The organism is Microvirga arvi, from assembly GCF_016892765.1.
Lineage (GTDB): Bacteria > Pseudomonadota > Alphaproteobacteria > Rhizobiales > Beijerinckiaceae > Microvirga > Microvirga arvi.
The window spans coordinates 16,951-37,623 of record NZ_JAFEMD010000033.1; the positions used below are offsets into that span (position 1 = coordinate 16,951).

At 64.0% G+C, this 20,673-nt stretch carries 24 protein-coding genes; 12 read left to right on the forward strand and 12 right to left on the reverse strand.

The window, feature by feature from the left end; all coding sequences use genetic code 11:
* Nucleotides 1-66 precede the first annotated feature (66 nt).
* From ILT44_RS19200 to ILT44_RS19210, 3 genes are all read left to right on the forward strand, one after another.
* Complete coding sequence (locus ILT44_RS19200; RefSeq protein ID WP_204241225.1) at nt 67-1,644, forward strand: class I SAM-dependent methyltransferase; 1,578 nt, start codon at nt 67-69, stop codon at nt 1,642-1,644.
* A 106-nt stretch (nt 1,645-1,750) separates the two neighbouring features.
* Entirely contained in the window at nt 1,751-2,566 is an 816-nt protein-coding gene (locus ILT44_RS19205; protein ID WP_204241226.1) for a nucleotidyltransferase family protein, read from the forward strand.
* Nucleotides 2,559-3,281, forward strand: coding sequence for a metallophosphoesterase family protein (locus ILT44_RS19210; RefSeq protein WP_204241227.1), 723 nt, complete (start codon nt 2,559-2,561; stop codon nt 3,279-3,281). Before ILT44_RS19205 ends, ILT44_RS19210 begins: the two co-directional genes overlap by 8 nt.
* 47 nt (nt 3,282-3,328) lie before the next feature.
* Here ILT44_RS19210 and ILT44_RS19215 read toward each other — a convergent pair whose 3' ends face one another.
* Nucleotides 3,329-3,550 carry a hypothetical protein gene (locus tag ILT44_RS19215; RefSeq protein ID WP_204241228.1) on the reverse strand — a complete coding sequence of 74 codons (222 nt, stop codon included), beginning with the start codon at nt 3,548-3,550 and terminating at the stop codon, nt 3,329-3,331.
* A 137-nt stretch (nt 3,551-3,687) separates the two neighbouring features.
* Here ILT44_RS19215 and ILT44_RS19220 point away from each other — a divergent pair, with 137 nt between their 5' ends.
* Nucleotides 3,688-4,269 carry a type 1 glutamine amidotransferase domain-containing protein gene (locus tag ILT44_RS19220; protein ID WP_204241229.1) on the forward strand — a complete coding sequence of 194 codons (582 nt, stop codon included), beginning with the start codon at nt 3,688-3,690 and terminating at the stop codon, nt 4,267-4,269.
* Between the two features lie 70 nt (nt 4,270-4,339).
* Here ILT44_RS19220 and ILT44_RS19225 read toward each other — a convergent pair whose 3' ends face one another.
* Nucleotides 4,340-5,389 carry a Tim44 domain-containing protein gene (locus ILT44_RS19225; protein WP_204241230.1) on the reverse strand — a complete coding sequence of 350 codons (1,050 nt, stop codon included), beginning with the start codon at nt 5,387-5,389 and terminating at the stop codon, nt 4,340-4,342.
* 263 nt (nt 5,390-5,652) lie between these two features.
* A complete protein-coding gene (locus ILT44_RS19230; protein WP_204241231.1) occupies nt 5,653-5,928 on the reverse strand; it encodes a DUF3072 domain-containing protein in 276 nt (91 codons plus the stop codon).
* 182 nt (nt 5,929-6,110) lie between these two features.
* Here ILT44_RS19230 and ILT44_RS19235 point away from each other — a divergent pair, with 182 nt between their 5' ends.
* Nucleotides 6,111-7,355, forward strand: coding sequence for a Y-family DNA polymerase (locus tag ILT44_RS19235; RefSeq protein ID WP_204241232.1), 1,245 nt, complete (start codon nt 6,111-6,113; stop codon nt 7,353-7,355).
* 120 nt (nt 7,356-7,475) lie between these two features.
* On the opposite strand, the gene ILT44_RS19240 is transcribed toward ILT44_RS19235, so the two are convergent.
* Nucleotides 7,476-8,363 (reverse strand): branched-chain amino acid aminotransferase, encoded by an 888-nt coding sequence (locus tag ILT44_RS19240; protein WP_204241233.1) that lies wholly within the window; start codon nt 8,361-8,363, stop codon nt 7,476-7,478.
* Nucleotides 8,364-8,527: 164 nt separating this feature from the next.
* Here ILT44_RS19240 and ILT44_RS19245 point away from each other — a divergent pair, with 164 nt between their 5' ends.
* The 3 genes from ILT44_RS19245 to ILT44_RS19255 all read left to right on the forward strand — a co-directional run bounded on the left by ILT44_RS19245 (nt 8,528) and on the right by ILT44_RS19255 (nt 11,290).
* Nucleotides 8,528-9,046: a MarR family winged helix-turn-helix transcriptional regulator gene (locus ILT44_RS19245; protein ID WP_204241234.1), complete on the forward strand. Its 519-nt coding sequence runs from the start codon at nt 8,528-8,530 to the stop codon at nt 9,044-9,046.
* A 172-nt stretch (nt 9,047-9,218) separates the two neighbouring features.
* Nucleotides 9,219-9,935 (forward strand): response regulator, encoded by a 717-nt coding sequence (locus ILT44_RS19250; protein WP_239468381.1) that lies wholly within the window; start codon nt 9,219-9,221, stop codon nt 9,933-9,935.
* Entirely contained in the window at nt 9,932-11,290 is a 1,359-nt protein-coding gene (locus tag ILT44_RS19255) for an ATP-binding protein (protein ID WP_204241235.1), read from the forward strand. The genes ILT44_RS19250 and ILT44_RS19255 overlap by 4 nt, the downstream gene beginning before the upstream one ends.
* Here the strand turns inward: ILT44_RS19255 and ILT44_RS19260 are convergent, their stop codons facing one another.
* The 5 genes from ILT44_RS19260 to ILT44_RS19280 all read right to left on the reverse strand — a co-directional run bounded on the left by ILT44_RS19260 (nt 11,291) and on the right by ILT44_RS19280 (nt 14,469).
* Nucleotides 11,291-11,650, reverse strand: a complete 360-nt coding sequence (locus tag ILT44_RS19260; RefSeq protein WP_204241236.1) for a tRNA-binding protein — start codon at nt 11,648-11,650, stop codon at nt 11,291-11,293.
* A 19-nt stretch (nt 11,651-11,669) separates the two neighbouring features.
* On the reverse strand, nt 11,670-12,359 hold the full coding sequence (locus tag ILT44_RS19265) for a TetR/AcrR family transcriptional regulator (RefSeq protein ID WP_239468386.1): 690 nt from the start codon (nt 12,357-12,359) through the stop codon (nt 11,670-11,672).
* 100 nt (nt 12,360-12,459) lie between these two features.
* Complete coding sequence (gene proC / locus ILT44_RS19270) at nt 12,460-13,287, reverse strand: pyrroline-5-carboxylate reductase (RefSeq protein ID WP_204241238.1); 828 nt, start codon at nt 13,285-13,287, stop codon at nt 12,460-12,462.
* Nucleotides 13,288-13,447: 160 nt separating this feature from the next.
* Nucleotides 13,448-13,948, reverse strand: a complete 501-nt coding sequence (locus tag ILT44_RS19275; RefSeq protein WP_204241239.1) for a type III secretion system chaperone family protein — start codon at nt 13,946-13,948, stop codon at nt 13,448-13,450.
* A gap of 242 nt (nt 13,949-14,190) precedes the next feature.
* Nucleotides 14,191-14,469 (reverse strand): accessory factor UbiK family protein, encoded by a 279-nt coding sequence (locus tag ILT44_RS19280; protein ID WP_204241240.1) that lies wholly within the window; start codon nt 14,467-14,469, stop codon nt 14,191-14,193.
* A 146-nt stretch (nt 14,470-14,615) separates the two neighbouring features.
* On the opposite strand from ILT44_RS19280, the gene lgt reads away from it, so the two are divergent.
* From lgt to pgeF, 3 genes are read left to right on the forward strand one after another with little or no spacing between them, the layout of a single operon-like run.
* Nucleotides 14,616-15,473, forward strand: a complete 858-nt coding sequence (lgt, locus tag ILT44_RS19285; protein ID WP_204241241.1) for a prolipoprotein diacylglyceryl transferase — start codon at nt 14,616-14,618, stop codon at nt 15,471-15,473.
* A gap of 26 nt (nt 15,474-15,499) precedes the next feature.
* Nucleotides 15,500-16,546, forward strand: coding sequence for a class I SAM-dependent methyltransferase (locus tag ILT44_RS19290; protein ID WP_239468387.1), 1,047 nt, complete (start codon nt 15,500-15,502; stop codon nt 16,544-16,546).
* Nucleotides 16,547-16,555: 9 nt separating this feature from the next.
* Nucleotides 16,556-17,323 carry a peptidoglycan editing factor PgeF gene (gene pgeF, locus ILT44_RS19295; protein WP_204241243.1) on the forward strand — a complete coding sequence of 256 codons (768 nt, stop codon included), beginning with the start codon at nt 16,556-16,558 and terminating at the stop codon, nt 17,321-17,323.
* Here pgeF and ILT44_RS19300 read toward each other — a convergent pair.
* On the reverse strand, nt 17,313-18,068 hold the full coding sequence (locus ILT44_RS19300; protein WP_204241244.1) for an SDR family oxidoreductase: 756 nt from the start codon (nt 18,066-18,068) through the stop codon (nt 17,313-17,315). The two genes, pgeF and ILT44_RS19300, sit on opposite strands and share 11 nt — an antisense overlap.
* 294 nt (nt 18,069-18,362) lie before the next feature.
* Here ILT44_RS19300 and ILT44_RS19305 point away from each other — a divergent pair, with 294 nt between their 5' ends.
* Nucleotides 18,363-19,085, forward strand: coding sequence for an outer membrane protein (locus ILT44_RS19305; protein WP_204241245.1), 723 nt, complete (start codon nt 18,363-18,365; stop codon nt 19,083-19,085).
* A gap of 57 nt (nt 19,086-19,142) precedes the next feature.
* Here ILT44_RS19305 and ILT44_RS19310 read toward each other — a convergent pair whose 3' ends face one another.
* Together ILT44_RS19310 and ILT44_RS19315 are read right to left on the reverse strand one after the other, a co-directional pair.
* On the reverse strand, nt 19,143-19,748 hold the full coding sequence (locus ILT44_RS19310; RefSeq protein WP_239468382.1) for a glutathione S-transferase family protein: 606 nt from the start codon (nt 19,746-19,748) through the stop codon (nt 19,143-19,145).
* A gap of 68 nt (nt 19,749-19,816) precedes the next feature.
* The gene (locus ILT44_RS19315; RefSeq protein ID WP_204241247.1) at nt 19,817-20,665 is read right to left on the reverse strand and encodes a 23S rRNA (adenine(2030)-N(6))-methyltransferase RlmJ; all 849 of its coding nucleotides are present in this window, start codon (nt 20,663-20,665) and stop codon (nt 19,817-19,819) included.
* Between the last annotated feature and the right edge of the window lie 8 nt (nt 20,666-20,673).

A 20,673-nucleotide genomic window follows, 5' to 3' on the forward strand; every position in this document is an offset into this window, starting at 1 on the left:
TTTTATAACTTTTCTTTTGCCTGCCTTGGGGTGGAGACATCATCTTCAGGCAGCCGGGATATTGTCATGGCGAATTGGTCAGCAGGCTATGTTGTCGATGTCGAGTACACCCACGGTTTCTACCAGGAGCTGACGCCGAGCCTCCTGGGCTTTCTCGCCCTTCTCCAGGGTGTGCAATCGCCCGACCTGAGCGCTTCGCCGCTGAACTATTGCGAGCTTGGATGTGGCCAGGGCTTTTCGACCAACCTGCTGGCGGCGGCCAATCCGCAGATCCAGTTTCATGCCACGGACTTCAACCCGGGCCATATCGTCGGTGCGCAGAACCTCGCCCAGGCGGCCGCCTTGAAGAACGTCCACTTCTATGACGACAGCTTCGCCGAATTTCTCGGCCGCAACGACCTGCCCGATTTCGATTTCATCTGCCTGCACGGGATCTACAGCTGGGTCTCGCCTGAGAACCGGCGGATGATCGTCGAGTTCATCCGCCGCAAGCTCAAGCCCGGTGGGCTCGTCTACATCTCCTACAACACCATGCCCGGCTGGGCCTCCATGATGCCGCTCCGGCGCCTGCTCCTGGAGCACACCGCGGCTCAAGGATCGCAGCTCTCCGGGCCGTCGCGCGTGACGGCTTTCCTCGATCTCGTGGACAAACTCGGTACGCTCGACACACGCTATTTCGCCAACCATCCCAAGCTCGGAAAGCGGTTGGAGAAGCTCAAAAGCCACAATCCCAACTACATCGCCCATGAATACTTCAATCAGAATTCGGAGCCGTTCTACTTCATGGATCTGGCGCAGGACCTCGCCGATGCGAAACTGACCTGGGTGGGGCCGGCGAACGCGCTGGAGAACCTGGACGAGATCAACCTGACGAAGGAGCAGAGGGAGTTCCTCGCCGGGATCGACAATGTCGCCTTACGTCAGACGACGCGCGACCACATCGTCGACCAGCAGTTCCGGCGCGACATCTTCGTCAAGGGAGCTGTCCGCCTGTCCTCCCAGCAGGTTCGCGAGAAATGGCTCGCGACGCGGTTTGCCCTGTCGGCAAAAGGCGGCAAGATCCCGCGCGAGGTGCGCGGCCTTCGCCACGCGGTCAAACTGCACAGCGGCATCTACGACCCCTTGATCGCCGCTCTCGAGAAAGGCCCTCGCACGTTGCGCGAGATCATGGCCGAACCCGTCCTGGCTCAGGCCGGCTTCAACCGCCTGATCCAGGCCCTCACGATTCTCGTGGCCCTCGGGGTCTGCCATCCGGGCCTGCCGGAGCATAGCCTTGCCGAGAGAAAGCTTCAGACGGACCGGTTCAACAGGGCGGTTGCGGACGAGTCGCGCTTCGAGCGGAAGTTCAGCTACTTCGCATCGCCTGTGACGGGCGGCGGCATCGCAGCCGACCGCATCAGCCAGCTCATGTGGCTGTCCCTGCACGAGAAGGAGCCGGACATGACCCGCTTCGTTGGGAACGTATTGTCGGCAGCCGGTCAACGGCTGTTGAAGGACGGCAAGCCGCTGAACGATGCGGAGCACGAGGCCGAGCTCCGGCAGCGTGTTGCCGAGTTCGAGCAGAACACCCTTGGTGTCTGGACATCCCTCGGCCTTGGTGCCCCGCCTCAGAAATCCCCGGAGCAGCGGCGGCTGCGCGCCTGAGCCGGACATCACCTCTTCGGCATTAAGCTGGGCAGCTTCGGAACTTCATGAATGCCATTCTGTTGTCGAACGCGGGGCATCATTGGCCGCGCTTCGGACAGGGTCCATGGCAGTTCACGATCCAAATCTCCCCTCCGGCACATATCCGGCCGTTCCCCTCATGGACGCCAAGGCGGAGCCGACTCTCAAATATCCGGAGTCGGAAGCCTTCTATGCCGAGGCTCTTCGTGAGCTGAACCAGCTCGGCCTGCCCTTCCTGCTCGCCGGCACCTATGCGCTCTCGGCCTATACGGGCATCACCCGGCCCACGAAGGATTTGGACATCTTCTGCAAGGCCGGCGACTACACGCGTGTGCTCTCGCATTTCAAGAATCTCGGCTACTCGGTCGAGATCGAGGATGACCGCTGGCTCGGCAAGGTCTTCAAGGGCCAGTATTTCTTCGACGTGATCTTCGCCTCCTCGAACGGCACCATGCCGATCGGCGATCCCTGGTTCGAGCATGCGCGCCAGATCGAGGTGTTCGGCACTCCCGTGCGCATCGTCGGACCGACCGAACTCGTTTGGTCGAAATGCTTCATCCAGCTGCGCCACCGCTATGACGGCGCCGACGTGGCGCATACGATCCTGAAGGCTCACGACCAGATCGACTGGCACGGTCTCCTGGCCTACATGGAAGTGCATTGGGAGGTGCTGCTCATGCACCTGCTCAACTTCCGCTGGATCTACCCCTCCGAGCGCGACAAGGTTCCGCGCTGGGTGATGGACGAGCTTCTCGACAGGCTCGCCAAGCAGCTTGATCTTCCCCCGCCGCAGATGAAGGTCTGCCGCGGTCGGATGTTCTCCCGCATCGACTACGAGATCGATGTCAAGCAATGGGGCTTCGCCGATGTGGGCGGCGAAGGTGAATGGCGGAATGAGTGACGTGCAGAAACCCTTGAAGGTCGCAGCCATGGGCGACCTTCATGTTCGCGAAGACAACGCCGAATCCTACCGCGAACTTTTCGGGGAGATTTCCCGGGAAGCGGACGTGCTGGTGCTCGCCGGCGACCTGACGGATCTCGGAAAGCCGAAAGAGGCGGAGCTTCTGGCGCAGGACCTGAAGGCCTGCTCGATCCCTGTCATCGGCGTGCTCGGCAATCACGACTATGAGTGCGGCGCCCACGAAGAGGTGGCGCAGATCCTGCGGGATGCCGGCATGAAGCTGCTCGACGGACAATCCGTCGAGATCGATGGCGTCGGCTTCGTCGGTGTGAAGGGGTTCGCCGGCGGCTTCGGGCGGCGCATGCTCGGCTATTTCGGCGAACCCGCCATGAAGCAGTTCGTCAACGAGACTATGAACGAGACACTGCGCCTGGAAAACGCCATGCGCCACGTGCGCGCCAAGCGCTCCGTGGTCATCCTTCATTACGCGCCGGTCACCGACACGATCGAGAGCGAGCCATTGGAGATCTATCCTTTCCTGGGCTCGTCGCGCCTGGCGGAAACCATCGACCGCTTCAAGGTCAATGCCATCGTGCACGGGCATGCGCATCGCGGCCGCTTCGAGGGCCGCACGCCTGGCGGGCAGCCGGTCTACAATGTGGCCAAGCACATCGAGAAGCCGAACGGTAAACCCTATGCCATTCTGGAAATCTGAGCGGGCCCGTTGCGCAGCCCGCTCGTCATATACATGCCTCTTTTTGCTCAGTAGCGCGTGCCGGGATCTGTCGGATTGCCCGGCAGGTAATCGGGCTCGGAGCCGGGCCCTTTCGGGTCGGTGATCCCGGGATCGGTGACCGGGTAAGGCGTGCGCGGTCCCGTCGGGCCGATATCCGGCTCCTCGTCGGGCATAGACCCTGGCGGCACTTCACTGGGAATGTTGCCGCCGGGCAGCGGCTCGTTGGTCGGCTGACCTGGATTGACCATTGTTCTTCCTCGATTTTTATCCGTGACTGGGTCAACAGGCCTGCGCAGACAGGGTTCCGACTGCGACCCTCCCGCGCGGAACCCCACATTGCTCCATCCGTTCTCAAACAGATCCCCCGAAACAACGGAGAAGCATCATGCCTGACATCAAACAGGCCAGGATCCTCATCATGGCAACCGACGGCTTCGAGCAGTCGGAACTCATGGTGCCACAGGAGAAATTGTCGGATGCCGGTGCGACGGTCGAGGTCGCGGCGCCGAAATCGCGCATGAAGTCCGACAAGATCTACGGCTGGGACGAGAACGACTGGGGCAAGACCGTGTCCGTCGACAAGGACATCGAGGATGTGAACCCGGCCGATTACGACGCGCTCGTTCTGCCCGGCGGACAGATCAACCCCGACAAGCTGCGCGTCGAGCCTAAAGCCATCGAGATCATCCGCGCCTTCTACTCCTCGGGCAAGACCGTCGCCGCGATCTGCCATGCGCCGTGGCTGCTGATCGAAGCGGGCATCATCAAGGGCAGGACGTGCACGTCCTACCACTCAATCAAGACGGATGTGGTCAATGCCGGCGGGCTGTGGCGCGACGAGACCGTCGTGACCGATCATGGCCTCATCACCAGCCGCAACCCCGGCGACCTCGATGCCTTCGTGAACAAGATCATCGAGGAGGTGCGGGAAGGTTCGCATTCCGGCCGCCGTCAGGCAGCAGAGTAAACATTGATTCCGGCATAAAAAAGCGGCCGGTTTTCACCGGCCGCTTTCGTATTCGTTCTTGAGATTGGCCTTAGGCCTGCTGGATCGCCGAGATCTTCCAGGGTCCGCCCTGATCACGGCGGAAGGTCCAGAGTTCGGTCGCCTCCTCGACCTTGCCTGCATCACCTTCCACCACGCGGCCCGTTGCACGGTCAACCATGACGTCGGTGATGGCGAAGCGCATGGCGACGGTGGCATAGTCCGTCGCACCCTCACGCCAGGCCTCCGACAGGTCACCCTGGTTGAGGCGCACGTTGGAAAGCTTGTTCACGACGCCGCGGGCGGCATTGTCATTAAGCTCCTCCTGGATGTAGCCGGCCATCTCGGGGGTCGCGAGCGTCCAGAGCTTGGCGACGTCCTCGCGGGAATAGGCATCCTGCATCTCGACGAGACCACGCTCGAAGGCCGCGAAGTCGCGCTCGCCGATGCCGATCTCATCCCGCACGCCGGGACGGGACTGCGCGCCCTGAGACTGTGTCCCTCTGGACATGCCGCCAAGCGCTCCGCCCAGACCACCGGCAAGGCCGCCCAAGCCGGCACCAAGACCGCCGCCCGTGGTGGGCCGTCCACCTGCCGGAGGCACGCTGCCGCCCATGGAGCGGGCATGACCCTGGCCTGAACCAGCATAGGCCGGCTCCTGACGGCGGCGGAACCACTTCATGGCGAAGGAGACCAGCAGGACCACGAGGCCGATCTGGAGCAGAAGGCCGAAGATCGAGGCGAGGCCGCCGAGACCGCCGAAGAACCCGTTGCCGAACAGCAGGCCGAGCAGGCCTGCGCCGAAAAGGCCAGCCATCAGGCCCGTGCCGAAGCCGAAGCGGCGCGGCTGCGCCACGTTCGGGGCAGGCGTTCCCGGACGGGTGACGTTCGGACCCTGGTTCGGAATCTGCGAGCGCTGGATCGGGGCCGCGGCGTCAGGCGCCGTTCTCGTGGCTGGGGGAGGCGTGTAGGTGCGCGCGCCGCGCGAGCCGAAACTGCCGCTTCCCCGCCCGACGCGGGCCTCGGCCGCGCTGCCGGCGAAGACCAATGCGGCCGCCAGGGCGATCATGACCCGGCTGCGGCGAGAAGCTAAATTCATCATCGTCTTACGTCTCATCCCTACGGAGCATGACGCTCCCGAGAGATAATGTGGTGATGCCCGAGGGGTTGCGGAAGGGCCGGAATTCCAATTTTGGCAACCCTTCCCCAGCCGTTGTCATTCCGGGGCGGTTCGCATGAGCCGAGCCTGGAATCCATAGGCACAACAGCTCATGAAGAGGCGGGAAGCCTTGCGTCCTTATTTGCACCGTCGGCTGTTTTGGCTCCCCGCCCTCGCGGGGATCACTATGTACATGGGGGCAGCCTTCAGTGCCCCTGCTTCTGCTTCAGCTCGTCGATGCGCTTCGAGGCCTCGGCCTTGCTGAGATCAGGGTCGAAGGCTTTCGGATCGTGGGCCTGCTCGGACAGGGTCTTGAGGTAGGATGCCTGGGCTCCCGTCATGGGTTCATCGCCGCTCACCCATTCGTCCGGGTCCTTGATCTGATTGTCGGAAGGATCGGAATTGACCTTCGGATTATCTGCCTCTGCGGAGGCTTTATGGTTAACGGAAGCTTTACCCGCTGCACGATTCTGCGAAGACATAGGGGACTCCTATTGTTCTAGTTTTGTTCTGGAACGAGAACACCCTTCCAGAGCATTGGTTCCTCAAGGAAAGGCGGGTTACTCCTACGGACTCATCCCCGTTATCCACAGATCCGGCCCTCGACTCGCTGTCAAGCTCATGTTCTTGATTTGTTCACAGAACGCAAAACGGATGGACGGCGATGCGCAAACCGATGGGTCTGGAGCGGCTCTATGTCGACTTCGATTCCTTCTTCGCCAGCGCCGAGCAGCACCTTCAGCCCCACCTGCGCGGCCGTCCGGTCGGGGTCATCCCGGTCGATTCGGAGCATACCGGCCTCATCGCCGTCAGCCGCGAAGCGAAGGCCCGGGGCATCAAGCGCGGCACCTTCGTGCGCGATGCCCGCCGGCAATGTCCGGGCATCGTCCTAGTGACCGCGCGGCACGAGGCTTATGTGGAACTTCACCGGCAGATCCTGGAGGCCATCGAGACGGTTCTTCCCGTCAAGGCGGTCTGCTCCATCGACGAGATGGTCTGCGCGCTGATGCCGTCCGAATGGCCGCACGCGCTTCAGATCGGGCACCGGGTAAAGGATGTCATCGCGTCCCGGATCGGCCCCACCCTCACCTGCTCGGTGGGGCTGGGCCCGAATGACCTGCTGGCCAAGATCGCGGCCGAGATGGAAAAGCCCGACGGCCTCGTGGCTCTCCATCCCGACGACCTACCGGGCCCCCTGCTCTCGCTGGCGCTCACGGACATTCCCGGCATCGCCCGGGGCAATGCGGCGCGGCTCGCCCGTGCCGGGGTGGGCGACATGGCCGCGCTCTGGCGACTCCAGCCCAAGGAGCTGCGCCGGCTCTGGGGCAGCGTCGAGGGGGAGCGGCTCTGGATGGGGTTGCACGGCTATACGGTGGAGCGGCCCGAGACCCGTCGGCGCATGTTCGGCCACGGCCGGGTTCTTCCCGCCGACTGGCGCTCCCTGAACGGCGCCTATGCGGCAGCACGGGTGCTTCTGGCCAAGGCCTCGGCCCGGATGCGGCGCGCCGGCTTCGCAGCCAAGGCGCTCTCCCTATGGCTCAACGACAGGAACAGCGCCGGCTGGTACGGCGAGGAGCATTTCCAGCCCACCTGGGACGACCCATCCCTGCTCGCTTCCTTGAGCCGCCTCTTCCTCCATGCCGAGCGGGAGGAGATGCATCGCAGCCGCAGCGTGCATGTGGCGCTGCACGACCTGGTTCCGCTTCAGGATATCGAGGAGGATCTGTTCGACGCCATGCCGGAGGCGCAGCTCAAGCGGCGTATGGAATACCTGTCCGTCATTGCCGACCGGCTCAACGTCACCCACCGCAAGACCCTTCTGCATTGGGGCCCCCTGGTGACGATTCCCGGCGGCTATGCCGGCGCCAAGATCGCCTTCAACCGCATTCCCGATGCAGAGGATTTCTAGGGACCCAGCGTCATGGCCGCACTCGTTGAGGCCATCCACGTCTTTGATCCGTTGCACCTCGAAACGTAAATGCCCGGCACAAAGCCGGGCATGACGTCGAGTGGCTCAGAAGTGGAAGCCTCAGGCCGCCTTGCTCTTGGGCTGCACCTCGGCCGAGTAATCGTCCATCAGCACCTTGGTCATGTTGCCGGGCTGGTACTTATGCGGGCCGATCTCGGACACGGGCGTCACTTCGGCCGCGGTGCCGGTGATGAAGCATTCGTTGAAGCTCGGGAGCTCATCCGGCATGATCCGGCGCTCGGCGACCTCGAAGCCGCGACGCTTGGCGAGGTCGATCACCGTGCGGCGGGTGATGCCGTCGAGGAAGCAATCTGCAATCGGCGTGTGCACCACGCCGTCGCGGATGAAGAACACGTTGGCGCCAGTGCATTCCGCCACGCGGCCCTGCCAGTCGAGCATCAGCGCATCCGCATAGCCCTTCCGCTCCGCCTTGTGCTTGGAGATCGTGCAGATCATGTAGAGACCGGCCGCCTTCGCGGCGGACGGGGCCGTCGCCGGATCGGGACGGCGGTATTCCGCCATGTCGACGCGGATGCCCTTCATCTTCTGGGCCGGGTCGAAATAGCTCGGCCATTCCCACGCAGCGATGGCGAGGTGGATCTTGTTGTCCTGCGCCGCAACGCCCATCATCTCAGAGCCGCGCCAGGCGACAGGGCGCAGATAGGCGTCGATCATACCGTTCTTTTCCAGAACGAGGCGCTTGGCCGCGTCGATTTCGGCAACCGTGTAAGGGATCTCGAAATCGAGGATCAGGCCCGATTTCCTGAGGCGCTCCGAATGCTCGGTCGATTTGAAGATCTCGCCGCCATAGGCGCGCTCGCCCTCGAACACCGACGACCCATAATGCAGGCCGTGCGAGAGAACGTGAAGCTTGGCATCCTTCCAGGGTACGAGTTGCCCGTCGTACCAGATCCATCCATCACGTTGATCGAAGGGGGTCGCGGACATCGTTCTTCTCCTTGAAGGCCGACCTTGTTGGCTCCGGGGTCGGGGAAATTTCCGGTTTGCTTCCGGGCGATTTCAATTTCATTCGTTTCGCCGAAGCGGCTTGACGAGTAACAATCGTCCTGAGATATGTCAACAAGGCTGACATATCATTTGGGATAAGGACATTGCCAGACGCGATTCCGGCTTTGAAGTCTCATCACCCTGGCAAGGACATCCTCGCCGAGACTCCGGCCTATGACCTGATCGAACTGTTCTTCTTTGCCTACCGCGACTTCGTCAGCGATCCGGACAGGATTTTGGACGAGTACGGCTTCGGGCGCGCCCATCACCGGGTCATGCACTTCGTCAGCCGCAATCCCGGCCTGACGATCGCGGAGCTTCTGGATATCCTGCGCATCACCAAGCAGAGCCTCAACCGGGTCCTGAAGGAACTGATCGAGAAGGACTTCATCGAGAGCCGGATGGGCACCGCCGACCGGCGCCAGCGGCTGCTCTTTGCCACGCCCCAGGGCCGCGAGCTGGCCCTGAAGCTGGCCAAGCTGCAGACCCGCCGCATCATGCGCGCCCTGTCGGACATGGAGCCCGAGGCCAAGGACCTGGTGAGCCAGTACCTCCTGCGCCTCATCGATCCGGACGACAGCGCCCATGTGAAGCACCTCGTATTCGGGCCGGAGGAAACCTGATAAAGCAGGGTCCGCGACAGTGAAGCACTAGAGCATCGTGCGGACCCGGAGGGCCACGTCAGTGAAAAGTGGATCCGGATGTCCGCGCCAAACGATGCTCTTATTAATGGAGGAAGCCTCGGATGGATCCCAAAAGTGCAAATCCACTTTTGGGTCCGGTGCTTTAGACCCGATGGATGCACGCATCGACATTCCCGATCACGCCCCGCACGTCCTCGTGGTGGACGACGACCGCCGCCTGCGCGACCTGCTGACCCGGTTTCTGACCGAGAACGGCTACCGCGTGACCGCAGCGGCCAGCGCCGCGGAGGCGCGAGCCAAGGCGGGGAACTTCGTGTTCGACGCTCTCGTCCTCGACGTGATGATGCCAGGGGAAACCGGCTTCGACTATGCCCGCTCCTTACGGGAGCACTCGCAGGTGCCGATTCTCATGCTGACCGCACGCTCCGACACCTCGGATCGCGTGACGGGCCTCGAGATCGGCGCGGACGATTACCTGTCAAAGCCCTTCGAGCCGCGCGAACTGCTCCTGCGCCTCGGCAACATCCTCAAGCGGGCCCTGCCCGTGCCCGGCGTCTCCAATGGCGACGGGCCGGACGTGATCCATTTCGGCCCCTTCTCCTATCGCTTCGACAGGGGCGAGTTGCGGCGGGGGGACGAAGTCGTTCGCATCACCGAGCGCGAGCGCGAGATCCTGACCATCCTCGGCAGCCATGCCGGCGACAACGTCCCCCGCGAGGCGCTGGCGGGCAACGGGATCGCAGCCAACGAGCGCACGGTGGATGTCCAGATCAATCGCCTGCGGCGCAAGATCGAGAACGATCCGGCCAATCCGCTCTTCCTCCAGACCGTGCGCGGCATCGGCTATCGGCTCGTGATCGACCGATGAAGATCGGCGCGACCCTGAAGTATACGCCCCTCGACCATGCCGCGCGCTGGTTTGGGCGCTTTCTGCCGAAGGGGCTTTACGCCCGCGCGCTCATCATCATCATCGCGCCGGTCATCCTGCTGCAATCCGTGGTGGCTTACGTATTCATGGAGCGGCATTACCAGCTCGTCACGCGGCGCCTGTCCTCCGCCGTGACGGCGGACATCGCGGCGCTGATCGACATCTACGAGAGCTATCCGCAGGACAAGGATGCCAGCACGCTGGCGCGGATAGCCTCGGAGCGGCTGCAGCTCGACGTGGACATCCTGCGCAACACGGACCTGCCGCCGCCCGGCCCCAAGCCTTTCTTCGACATCCTCGACGAGACCCTCACCGACGAGCTGCGGCGCCAGATCGACCGTCCGTACTGGATCGATACGGTCGGGCGCTCGAGCTACGTGGAAGTGCGCATCAAGCTCGATCGCAGCAACGTCATGCGCGTGCTCGCACGCCGCAGCCAGGCCTATGCCTCCAACTCGCACATCTTCCTCGTCTGGATGGGCGGTTCGTCATTCGTGCTGCTCGGTATCGCGATCCTGTTCCTGCGCAACCAGATCAGGCCGATTCTCAGGCTGGCCGAGGCGGCCGAAGCCGTCGGCAAAGGGCGTGAGATCGAGTTCCGTCCGCGCGGCGCGCGCGAGGTGCGCCAAGCCGGACACGCCTTCCTCGAAATGAAACGGCGCATCGAGCGCAACATCGAGCAGCGCACGACGATGCTGAACGGCGTGAGCCACGATCTGCGCACGATCCTCACGCGCTTCAAGCTGTCGCTCGTGTTCCTCGAACAGACACCCGAGGTCGAAGACCTCAAGCGCGACGTGGACGAGATGAGCCGCATGCTCGAAGGCTATCTCGCGTTCGCCCGCGGCGATGCCGGCGAGCTAGCGGTACCGACGGATCTACGCCAGCTCCTCGAAGAGGTGCAGTCGGACGCCGAGCGGCAGGGCCATGTGACGGAGCTCGACATCGTCGGCGATCCGATCATCACAGTCCGACCCGATGCCTTCCGTCGCCTGCTTTTCAACCTCGTCGGCAATGCCGCGCGGCATGGCGACAGGATCGAGATCACGGCCAATCATGAAACGCGCTGGCTCGTCCTGCACGTGGACGACGACGGACCAGGCATTCCGGCCAGCATGCGCGAGGAGGTCTTCAAGCCCTTCGTGCGCCTGGACGAGGCGCGCAACCAGGACGAGGGCGGCTCGGGGTTAGGACTTGCCATCGCCCGAGATGTGGCGCGCTCCCATGGCGGCGACATCGTGCTGGGAGAGAGCCCGCTCGGCGGCCTGCGCGCGACGGTGCGGTTACCGGCCTGATCAGTACAACCGCCCGCCCACCGGCACCTCGCGATCCGGTCGGATCAGCATGACGTCGCCATTGGCATCGGGCACGCCGAGGGTCAGCACCTCCGACAGGAACGGGCCGATCTGGCGCGGGGGGAAATTCACCACCGCCAGCACGAGCGTTCCGACAAGATCCTCCGGCGTATGATTGACCGTGATCTGCGCCGACGACCGCTTCGTGCCGATCTCAGGACCGAAATCGACGGTAAGCTTGAAGGCAGGCTTGCGCGCCTGCGGGAACGGCTCCACGGCGACGATGCGGCCGACACGGATGTCGACCTTCAGGAAATCGTCGAACGAGATCGGCGGTGTGATTGAATGCGCCTGATCCATGTGCCCTCGCCCCGCCGGATCAGATCGCCGCTGCGGGATTGTCCGCATCGCCGTTGTCGTCAGCCGAACGGCGCCCTTCAGAGCGGGACGACCGACGGCCTTGCATGAAGGCGCGGCCGACGGCGCGCAGCGGAGCGCTCAGGCGGCGCAGGTCCTCGGCTCCCTCGATGATACGCTCGCCGCGGCGCAACTCGCGGTCGAGACGCGCCATGGTCTTGGCTTGCGTCGGATCGTCGTCCTCAAGCCAGGTGCGCATGGTGTTGGCATAGACGAGCACCGCGCCCTGGAGCTTTAACGTGCCGAGCGGGCCTTCCGTGTTGATGCCGGCGGCCGCCAGCATGAAGCGCTGGGAATTGAGCGCCACCTGATTGAGCGCCGCGAGCGTTACCGGATCGTATTGCAGGTCCTGGGCGATTCGCCGCAGCGCCTCCTTGTAGGGCTGCATCGCATCGAAGCGGCGCATGAGAACATCGAAGATGCGCTCTCGGGCTGGCTCGCCTGCGAGATCGTCCGTGGTTCCCTCCAGCACCTGCCGGTCGATCATGCGGGAAAGCCCGCCGAGCACCGCGCCTTTCGATGGGAAGAGATCGCGGAACTCCGCAAGCGAGACGTTGGCAGCCTTCGCGATATCGGCGATCTCGATCTCGTGCCAGGCGCGCCGGGAGGCGAGATCCATGAGAGCTTCGACAATGGCCTTGCGCTTGTCCATCGGAGCTGTGGAAGCATCTGCCGTCACGATCGACCTCCTGAAGATATGTTGTTGAGGCTAATCTAGGGACCCGCCGCCGCAATCCCAAGGCTCACAAGCTCTAACCGGCAAGTTCCTCGGCGCGCCGCTTGGCCGCGGCAACCGCTTCGCGCATGAGCGCCTTCATCCCGTTCGGGTCACGCATGAGCACTTCGAGCGCCGCCGCCGTGGTGCCGCCCGGCGAAGTCACGTTCTGGCGAAGGGTGGCGGGCGGCAGATCGCTCTGGAACAGCAGTTCGCCCGCTCCCGTCACCGTAGCCCGTGCGAGACGCTGGGCGAGGTCCGGCGGCAATCCGGCGGCGGCGCCTGCTTCGGCCAGGCACTCGACGAGATGGAAAACGTAAGCCGGGCCCGATCCCGAGACGGCCGTGACGGCGTCGATCAGGTCCTGGGAGGAAAGCCATTCAACGATGCCGTTGCTGGCGAGCAGCGCATCGGCCATGAGGCGCTGCTCTTCGCTGACCTGCTCATTGGCTGCCGCACCCGTCGCGCCGCGGCCGATGCTGGCAGGGAGGTTCGGCATTGCACGCACGATGGCGCCGGCAGCCGGGAGCCGGGAGCGAAGATCGCCGACGGTCTTGCCGGCGAGAATCGAGATGATGAGGGTCTGCGGCCCGATGCAGGCATTCACCGAGGATGCCGCCTCGTCCAGCATCTGAGGCTTGATGGCTAGAACCAGCACGTCGGAAACGGCAGGATTTGCGGGGTTCAGAGCAATGCCCTGTGTCTGGCAGAACCGGATCATGTCTTCGGAGGGACGCGGATCGATGACCGTCACGCCCTCCGGCCTCATGCCGACCTTGAGCCAGCCCTCCAGCATGGAGCCGCCCATTTTACCGGCCCCGACAAGAATGAGCGACGACGGAAGATGGATAGGGTTCGGCGACATGGGCTGACCTGACGGAAAGATGCGGTGGCCGCTATCTATCCCCGTCCTCCCGGCCCTGTCGAGGCAGGTCTAGCGCATCGTTGAGTTCAATGATGTGCTCATCAAGGAAGGAAGCATCAGATGGATCGCAAAAGTGCAAATCCACTTTTCACGTCCGATGCTAGGCTTCGCCTTCGGTTTCGAACAGGACGCTGTCGAGGGCCTCGCGGGCCGACTTGCCGGCCCAGATCACGAACTGAAAGGCCTGGAAATAACGCTCGCACGCTTCCACTGCGACCCGCAGCATGACCTCGCACTGCCCGTCGGTCGGATCGGCGCCGCCCGCGAGCAGGAGGGCATGGCGGAACATCACCACATTCTCGGTGCTCCACAGGTCGAAATGCCCGACCCAGAGCTGCTCGTTGACGGAGGAGATGAGCTGGAGAACATCCTGACGCCGCCGCTCGGGGACCTTGAGGTCGAAGGCGCAGGCCATGTGCAGCGCCTCTACGTCCTCGATCCAGGTGAAGGCGACGTCGTAATCGGCCCAGCGACCGGCGACCGACACGGACATCTCGTCCGCCTCGGCGCGATCGAAGATCCAGTGCCGCAGGGAAGCCAGACGCTCGACCACATCGAGAGGATGTTCCGAGCGGTCGATTTCAAGATGAATCTGCGACATGTCGATCCAGAAAACTCAATTGCCTGAATATGGTAAACACTTCGGGCAACACCATTGCCTCAATCCGAGATCTACTCAACAGAAGCCCTCAGAATACTTCTGTATTCGGAGTTCCCGGTGCGAGTGCTTCGAATCAGCTCATGAATCGACAGTCTTAGATTTCGCCCTCTGTCACAATGCGCCGGATTCACCTGTCCACAACAGGAGACCCGCGCCGGGTGCAGATCGGCCTTCTGCCCCGGTCAGGGCGTTGCAGGGTTTACGCCGGACGAGGAAGCCAGCTTCGCCTCAAGGTCCTTCAGGCGCGCTTCGAGGCGCTCGTTCTCCTCGCGGGCCGCAATCACCATCTCACGCAGAACCTCGACCTCCTCGCGGGTGGCGACGTCCATGTCCTTGACCAGGCGCTCGAACTGGCTGCGGACCAAGCTCTCGACCTCGCGCCGGACGCCCTGGGCCGCGCCTGCGGCATCAGTGGCGAAGCGGGCGAGTTCATCGAAGATCCGGTTGGACGATTGGGTCATGGGCTCAAATCCACAGCGCGGCGGGCCTGTCGGCCCTGGAATGTCACACATGGCCGTAATCGCCTCAAACTGCAACAGGGTTGACATAGGGTTGACGATCCTTGCCTGAAAGGTCCAATGGCAACGCGTTCGACCAGGGCCTCCACATGCCTCTCTCCTTCCCGCTCATCGATCCCGTTGCCATTTCCATCGGCCCCTTCGCGATCCGCTGGTATGCGCTCGCCTATGTGGCGGGCCTCATCGGCGGGTGGTTCTACGCCAAGCGCCTGGCCGCGAGGGCCGACCTCTGGGGCGGCCTGAAGCAGCCGAAGCCGATCGACGTGGACGATCTCATCGTCTGGGTGGCGCTCGGCGTCGTTCTGGGCGGGCGCATCGGATACGTGCTGTTCTACAACTTGAGCTCCTATCTCTCGCAGCCCCTGGAGATGTTCGCCATCTGGCGCGGCGGCATGTCGTTCCACGGCGGCTTCCTGGGCGCGGTCCTCGCCATCGTGCTCTTTGCCCGCTCACGCGGGCTCAACCCGCTGGCCATGCTCGACATGGCCGCCGTGGTGACGCCGATCGGCCTGTTCTTCGGCCGCATCGCCAACTTCATCAACGGGGAGCTCTGGGGCCGGCCGGCGCCCGACTTCCCCTATGCGGTGGTCTTTCCCCATGCAGGGCCCGTGCCGCGCCATCCGAGCCAGCTCTACGAGGCCTTCGGCGAAGGCCTGATCCTGTTCATCGTCATGGCCATCGCGGCCCGCCGCTTCGGCTTCCGCAGGCCGGGCCTTCTCGGCGGCATCTTCGTGCTGGGCTATGCTCTGGCCCGCATCGTCTGTGAATTCTTCCGCGAGCCCGACGAGCAGCTCGGCTTCCTCTTCGGCTCGTCCGTGCAGGCGCTGGGCGGCGGGATCACCATGGGCATGCTGCTCTCGATCCCCATGGCGCTCGTGGGGGCCGCAGCCATCGTGCTGGCGGCGCGGGGCTTCACGCGGCCCCGGCAGGCGGTCAAGGCCGCGTGAGGGGGCTGAAGGACAGCTTGCGCGAGATGATCGCCCTGGAGGGGCCGATCTCGGTCGAGCGCTACATGAGCCTGTGCCTGGGGCAGTACTACGCCACCCGCGATCCGCTCGGCGTCACCGGCGACTTCACCACGGCCCCCGAAATCAGCCAGATGTTCGGCGAGCTGATCGGCCTGTGGATACTGGAGGTCTGGAACGGCATGGGCCGTCCCGATCCCTGCCGCCTCGTCGAGCTTGGGCCGGGTCGCGGCACCCTGATGGCGGACCTGTTGCGGGCAACGAGGCTTCTGCCCGGCTTCCAGGCAGCCGCAACCGTCCATCTCGTCGAGACGAGCCCTGCCCTGCGGCAGCGCCAGCAGGCTGCCCTCGCCTCTTCGGGCCTTCCGGCTCAATGGCACGATCGGATCGAGGATGTGCCGCCCGGTCCCATGCTCCTCGTGGCCAACGAGTTCCTCGATGCCCTGCCGGTGCGCCAGTTCATGGCGACCGAGCGCGGCTGGTGCGAGCGGCTGGTAGGCCTCGACGGCGACCGCCTGGCCTTCGGCCTTCGCCCCGAGCCGGAACAGGGTCTCGGCCATCCCCTGCGGCTCGGCGACGTTCTCGAGTGGCCCGCCGCCTCGGTCGATATCATGGGTGCGATGGCCGGAAGGCTTGTCCGGGATGGGGGAGCCGCCCTGATCCTGGATTACGGCTATTGGGGCCCAGCCTTTGGCGACACCCTGCAGGCGCTGAAGAACCATCAGCCCGTCGATCCCTTGGAGGATCCCGGGGAGGCGGATCTCACCACTCATGTGGATTTCCATCGCCTCGCCCAGACTGCCCTCGCCCGGACGGCTCGGGCTCACGGCATCGTCCAGCAAGGTGACTTCCTGCAGGCGCTCGGGATCGAGGCCCGGGCCAATGCCCTGAAGGCGCGCGCCACGCCGGCCCAAGCCGCCGATATCGACCGGGCTCTTGCCCGCCTGACCGCGCGTGGACCGACAGGCATGGGAGAGCTGTTTAAGGTTTTGGCCGTTACACATGAGAGCATCGAATCCGTCCCCGGATTGCCTGCCCTGCCTCCTTCTTCGTAAGATCACGCTATGTTCATCCAAGCCCCTGCCCTTGCCTCCCAACCGAGCATCCGCCACGCCTTCTTCACGCGGCGGGGCGGCGTTTCGGAAGGCATCTATGCCTCTCTCAACGGCGGCGTCGGCTCGTCGGACTATCCGGAAAAGGTGCGGGAGAACCGCAGGCGGATGGCCGAGACCCTTGCCGTTTCATCCGAGGCCCTGATCAGCGTGTATCAGGTCCATTCGCCCGACGCGGTGATCGTGGAAGGTCCGTGGAGGGCTGAGCGTCCCAAGGCCGACGCCATGGTGACGGCAGTGCCGGGGATCGCGCTCGGCATCACCACGGCGGATTGCGGGCCGGTTCTGTTTGCGGATGCGGACGCGCGCGTGATCGGTGCGGCCCATGCCGGCTGGCGCGGCGCCGTGACGGGTGTTCTGGAATCGACCGTCACGGCCATGGAGCGGTTGGGAGCGCGGCGCGGACAGATCGTTGCCGTGCTCGGCCCTACGATCAGCCAGAGGGCCTACGAGGTCGGCCCGGACTTCATTGACCGCTTCATGAAGGAGGCGCCCGGTCACGAGCGGTTCCTCAAGGCGGCGGAGAGGCCCGGCCATGCCGTGTTCGACCTGCCCGGCTTCATCGGAGCCCGCCTCGAGGCGGCAGGCATCGCCGCCTTCACCGATCTCGGGCTCTGCACCTATTGCGACGAGGAGCGGTTCTTCAGCTACCGCCGCACCACCCATCGCAAGGAGCCCGATTACGGCCGGCTGATTTCGGCGATCGCGCTCACTCCCTGATCCCGGCCACGTCCGGCGTCTCCCAGGCCAAATGCTGACCGCCATCGACGGCAATCATCTGGCCCGTGACGCTGCGGGCCCGCGCGAGATAGAGCACGGCATCGGCGATCTCATCCGGCGTTCCGCCATGGCCGAGCAACACGGCGCCGCTCTGCTTGGCGAAATCCTCATCGCCCTGGCGCACGTTCGACAGGGTGGGACCGGGGCCGATCGCATTCACGCGGATTCGCGGCGCCAGCGCCTGGGCCATCGTTTGCGTGGCGGAGAAGAGCGCCGCCTTCGTCAGCGTGTAGGAGAAGAACTGGGGCGTGAGCTTCCAGACCCGCTGGTCGACGATGTTGACGATGGATCCCTCCCCATCCGCCGGCAGCTGATGCGCGAAGTCGCGGGCGAGGAAAGCCGGGGCCCGGAGGTTGACGGCAAAGTGCCGGTCCCACCGCTCCTGCGTCAGGGTCTCCATCTCGTCGGGCTCGAACTCGGAGGCGTTGTTGACGAGGAGGGTCAGGGGTCCCAAGGCCCGGGCCGCCTCCGGGACGAGGCGTCCGACGGCCTCCCCATCGGCAAGATCGGCGTGAACGACAGCGGCTTTTCCTCCCGCGGTCCTGATCCGCGCTGCGATGCCCTGGGCTTCGTCCGTCGAGCGACGGCAGTGAATCGCCACCGCGTAGCCGTCGCCGGCAAGGCGCTCGACGAGCCTGCGCCCGATGCGCTGGGCCCCACCGGTGACGAGGGCAACTTTTCCCATGCTCAATCCCTTGAAATGCAAGCCTGTAGCGTCATTTACCCGTGTTCGCCAAGAAAATGACATTTTTTTGCTCTGACGTCGAACCAACGGCCAAGCTATGCGTTGTAGGTCCAGCGATGCCACAAGGGGAAACACGCACGCCGCCGCCACAATCCTGCCACAGCTGTTCTTGGCCGCTGTGGTTGTGAGGTCACAGCCCTCGCGAGGTTGTCGCTCTATAAATGGGGAGTGTCAGGCTCGATCCGACGGAAACGTGGGTCGGGTTGGCATGACATCGATTAGGAAAGAGAAACCATGAAGAAGATTCTTCTCGCCAGCGTCGCTCTCTTCGGCTTTGCCGGAGCCGCTTCCGCTGCAGACCTGCCGGTCCGCGCCGCTCCTCCGGCTCCGATCATCGCGGCCGCTCCGATCTTCACCTGGACCGGCTTCTACGTCGGTGCCCAGATCGGGTACGGCTGGAATGCCAACGATAACGACATCGTTCTCCCGAGCGGCTTCGTGGTGCAGAGCGGCGATTTCGGTGACAGCGGCGACGGCTTCCTGGCCGGTGTCCATGCTGGCTACAACGTTCAGCTCGGCTCGTTCGTGATCGGCGTTGAAGGCGATGTCGAAGGCGTGTTCGGCGACGACGACGATGACCTGGTCATCGTTGGGCCCGACGGCGTCGTGTTCACGAACTACGGCTTCGCTGGCAACGCTCTCGACTGGCAGGGCTCGATTCGCGCTCGCGCCGGTTTCGCGTTTGACCGCGCTTTGATCTACGCGACCGGTGGTTTCGCGTTCGCTGGTGTCTCGGATGGTTTCGGCATCCTTGGCAACGACGACACGCTGACCGGTTGGACGCTGGGTGCTGGTATCGAATATGCCTTCACCAACAACCTGACCACCCGTCTGGAATACCGTTACACCAACTATGAGGGTGGTGATAACTTCTTCAACAATGTCTCGCTCGGCAGCAACGACATTGAATTCCACACGGTTCGTGCTGGCCTCAGCTACAAGTTCAGCACCTACTAAGACCTGTCTCCAACAGAGATAGAAAAGGCCCGGGCAAACACCCGGGCCTTTTTCACGTTAGGGCGTCACCCGGGTCTTAGCGTAAGCCGGAACGCGGGCCTCGAAATCGGAAAGCCACGCGACGAGCTTCGGGTAGCTCTCGCGCCAGCGGCCGCCGAAGCGCAGGTCGAGATAGCCCAGCGCACAGGCGAGCGCGATCTGACCGATATGCAGGTTCTGGTCGGCTGCCGACAGATGGGCCTCCGCATGGTCAAGGCCGCGGCGCACCTTGTCGGCTTGATGAGCGACCCATTTGGGCTCGTGCCTGTCTCCCGGGCGGAAGCGCCCCTCGTAGACCTGCAGCAGCGCCGCATCCATGATGCCGTCGGCGAGCGCCTGATCGCGCAGGGCAGTGAACCGTTCCGGACCGTGCGGGATAACGCGGCCGCCGCCGGCCAGATGATCGAGATAATCCACGATCACACGGGAATCGTAGAGCACCTCGCCGTTTTCGAGAATGAGAGCGGGGATTTTGCCCAGGGGGTTCTGCTGGCGGATGGAATCCTCAGGGTTCAACGTATCCGCATCGACGATCTGGATCCGGTCGGTCAACCCCAGGATCGCAGCGGACAATTTGACCTTCCGGCCAAAGGGCGATGCAGGCGAGGAGCGGAGAACAAGCATGGGCAAACCTTTGATCTTAAGAGAACGAGGGCAGTCATGAACGCTCGGGGCACCGACGGCAATGCGTTTTAGGCAGGGGGACCAAAGGCTTCACAGCGATAAGCGCCGTAGCCGCTGCGCGAGAGCCTCTCCGCGAGGGCAGGCAGCAGCACCTCCGCCTCCTCCTTCAGGGACCATGGCGGATTGAGCACGAAGAGCCCGCTGCCGTTGAGCCGGTTCGGATCGCGCGGGTCGTCCACGTAGAGTTCGAGGCGCAGGCCCGGACGCGGGCTCTCCCGGTGGAGCCGCTCGGCCACAATGTCGACGGGCGCAACATCCTTGATGGGATACCATCCGGCATAGATGCCCGTCGGCCATTTCTTCAGCGCGGCGAGAAGCTCGACGCCAAGCCGCTCCAGCTCGTTCGGCTTCTCGTAGGGCGGGTCGATCAGGACGAGGCCGCGTTTCTCCTTAGGCGGGATCAGGGCGTGAAGCGCCGTCCAGCCATCGAGGTGCATCACCTTCAGGTTCGAAACCTCATTGAAGGCCTCGCTCAGCACCGCGTGGTCGGCCGGGTGCAGCTCCACGAACACGCCCCGGTCATGCCGCCGCAGGAGCTCGCGCACGATGGCTGGCGAGCCGGGATAGATGGTGTCTCCGTGCCGGGCACGCACCTCGGCGATCACCCTGCGGTAGGGTGCGAGCACCTCCTCCACGGCAGGCGCGAAGCCTTCGTCGAGGCGCCCGATGCCTTCGACCCACTCTCCTGTCCGTCCGGCTTCGTCGCCGGTGAGATCATAGAGACCGATCCCCGCATGGGTGTCGATGACGCGAAGCGGCGTCTCCTTGCGCTGCAGATAGGCGAGGATCCGCACCAGAAGGGCGTGTTTCATGACGTCGGCGAAATTGCCGGCGTGAAAGGCATGACGATAGTTCATGTCCGTCC

Coding starts and splice junctions, on each gene's coding strand:
- ILT44_RS19220 (WP_204241229.1), top strand. CDS start 3,688: ATGCCTGACATCAAACAGGCCAGGATCCTCATCATGGCAACCGACGGC.
- proC (WP_204241238.1), bottom strand. CDS start 13,287: ATGTCGCCGAACCCTATCCATCTTCCGTCGTCGCTCATTCTTGTCGGG.
- ILT44_RS19275 (WP_204241239.1), bottom strand. CDS start 13,948: ATGTCGCAGATTCATCTTGAAATCGACCGCTCGGAACATCCTCTCGAT.
- ILT44_RS19225 (WP_204241230.1), bottom strand. CDS start 5,389: ATGATGAATTTAGCTTCTCGCCGCAGCCGGGTCATGATCGCCCTGGCG.
- ILT44_RS19305 (WP_204241245.1), top strand. CDS start 18,363: ATGAAGAAGATTCTTCTCGCCAGCGTCGCTCTCTTCGGCTTTGCCGGA.
- ILT44_RS19230 (WP_204241231.1), bottom strand. CDS start 5,928: ATGTCTTCGCAGAATCGTGCAGCGGGTAAAGCTTCCGTTAACCATAAA.
- pgeF (WP_204241243.1), top strand. CDS start 16,556: ATGTTCATCCAAGCCCCTGCCCTTGCCTCCCAACCGAGCATCCGCCAC.
- ILT44_RS19215 (WP_204241228.1), bottom strand. CDS start 3,550: ATGGTCAATCCAGGTCAGCCGACCAACGAGCCGCTGCCCGGCGGCAAC.
- ILT44_RS19280 (WP_204241240.1), bottom strand. CDS start 14,469: ATGACCCAATCGTCCAACCGGATCTTCGATGAACTCGCCCGCTTCGCC.
- ILT44_RS19260 (WP_204241236.1), bottom strand. CDS start 11,650: ATGGATCAGGCGCATTCAATCACACCGCCGATCTCGTTCGACGATTTC.
- ILT44_RS19255 (WP_204241235.1), top strand. CDS start 9,932: ATGAAGATCGGCGCGACCCTGAAGTATACGCCCCTCGACCATGCCGCG.
- ILT44_RS19290 (WP_239468387.1), top strand. CDS start 15,500: ATGATCGCCCTGGAGGGGCCGATCTCGGTCGAGCGCTACATGAGCCTG.
- ILT44_RS19205 (WP_204241226.1), top strand. CDS start 1,751: ATGGCAGTTCACGATCCAAATCTCCCCTCCGGCACATATCCGGCCGTT.
- ILT44_RS19300 (WP_204241244.1), bottom strand. CDS start 18,068: ATGGGAAAAGTTGCCCTCGTCACCGGTGGGGCCCAGCGCATCGGGCGC.
- ILT44_RS19210 (WP_204241227.1), top strand. CDS start 2,559: ATGAGTGACGTGCAGAAACCCTTGAAGGTCGCAGCCATGGGCGACCTT.
- ILT44_RS19250 (WP_239468381.1), top strand. CDS start 9,219: ATGGATGCACGCATCGACATTCCCGATCACGCCCCGCACGTCCTCGTG.
- ILT44_RS19200 (WP_204241225.1), top strand. CDS start 67: ATGGCGAATTGGTCAGCAGGCTATGTTGTCGATGTCGAGTACACCCAC.
- ILT44_RS19265 (WP_239468386.1), bottom strand. CDS start 12,359: ATGGACAAGCGCAAGGCCATTGTCGAAGCTCTCATGGATCTCGCCTCC.
- ILT44_RS19310 (WP_239468382.1), bottom strand. CDS start 19,748: ATGCTTGTTCTCCGCTCCTCGCCTGCATCGCCCTTTGGCCGGAAGGTC.
- ILT44_RS19315 (WP_204241247.1), bottom strand. CDS start 20,665: ATGAACTATCGTCATGCCTTTCACGCCGGCAATTTCGCCGACGTCATG.
- lgt (WP_204241241.1), top strand. CDS start 14,616: ATGCCTCTCTCCTTCCCGCTCATCGATCCCGTTGCCATTTCCATCGGC.
- ILT44_RS19235 (WP_204241232.1), top strand. CDS start 6,111: ATGCGCAAACCGATGGGTCTGGAGCGGCTCTATGTCGACTTCGATTCC.
- ILT44_RS19240 (WP_204241233.1), bottom strand. CDS start 8,363: ATGTCCGCGACCCCCTTCGATCAACGTGATGGATGGATCTGGTACGAC.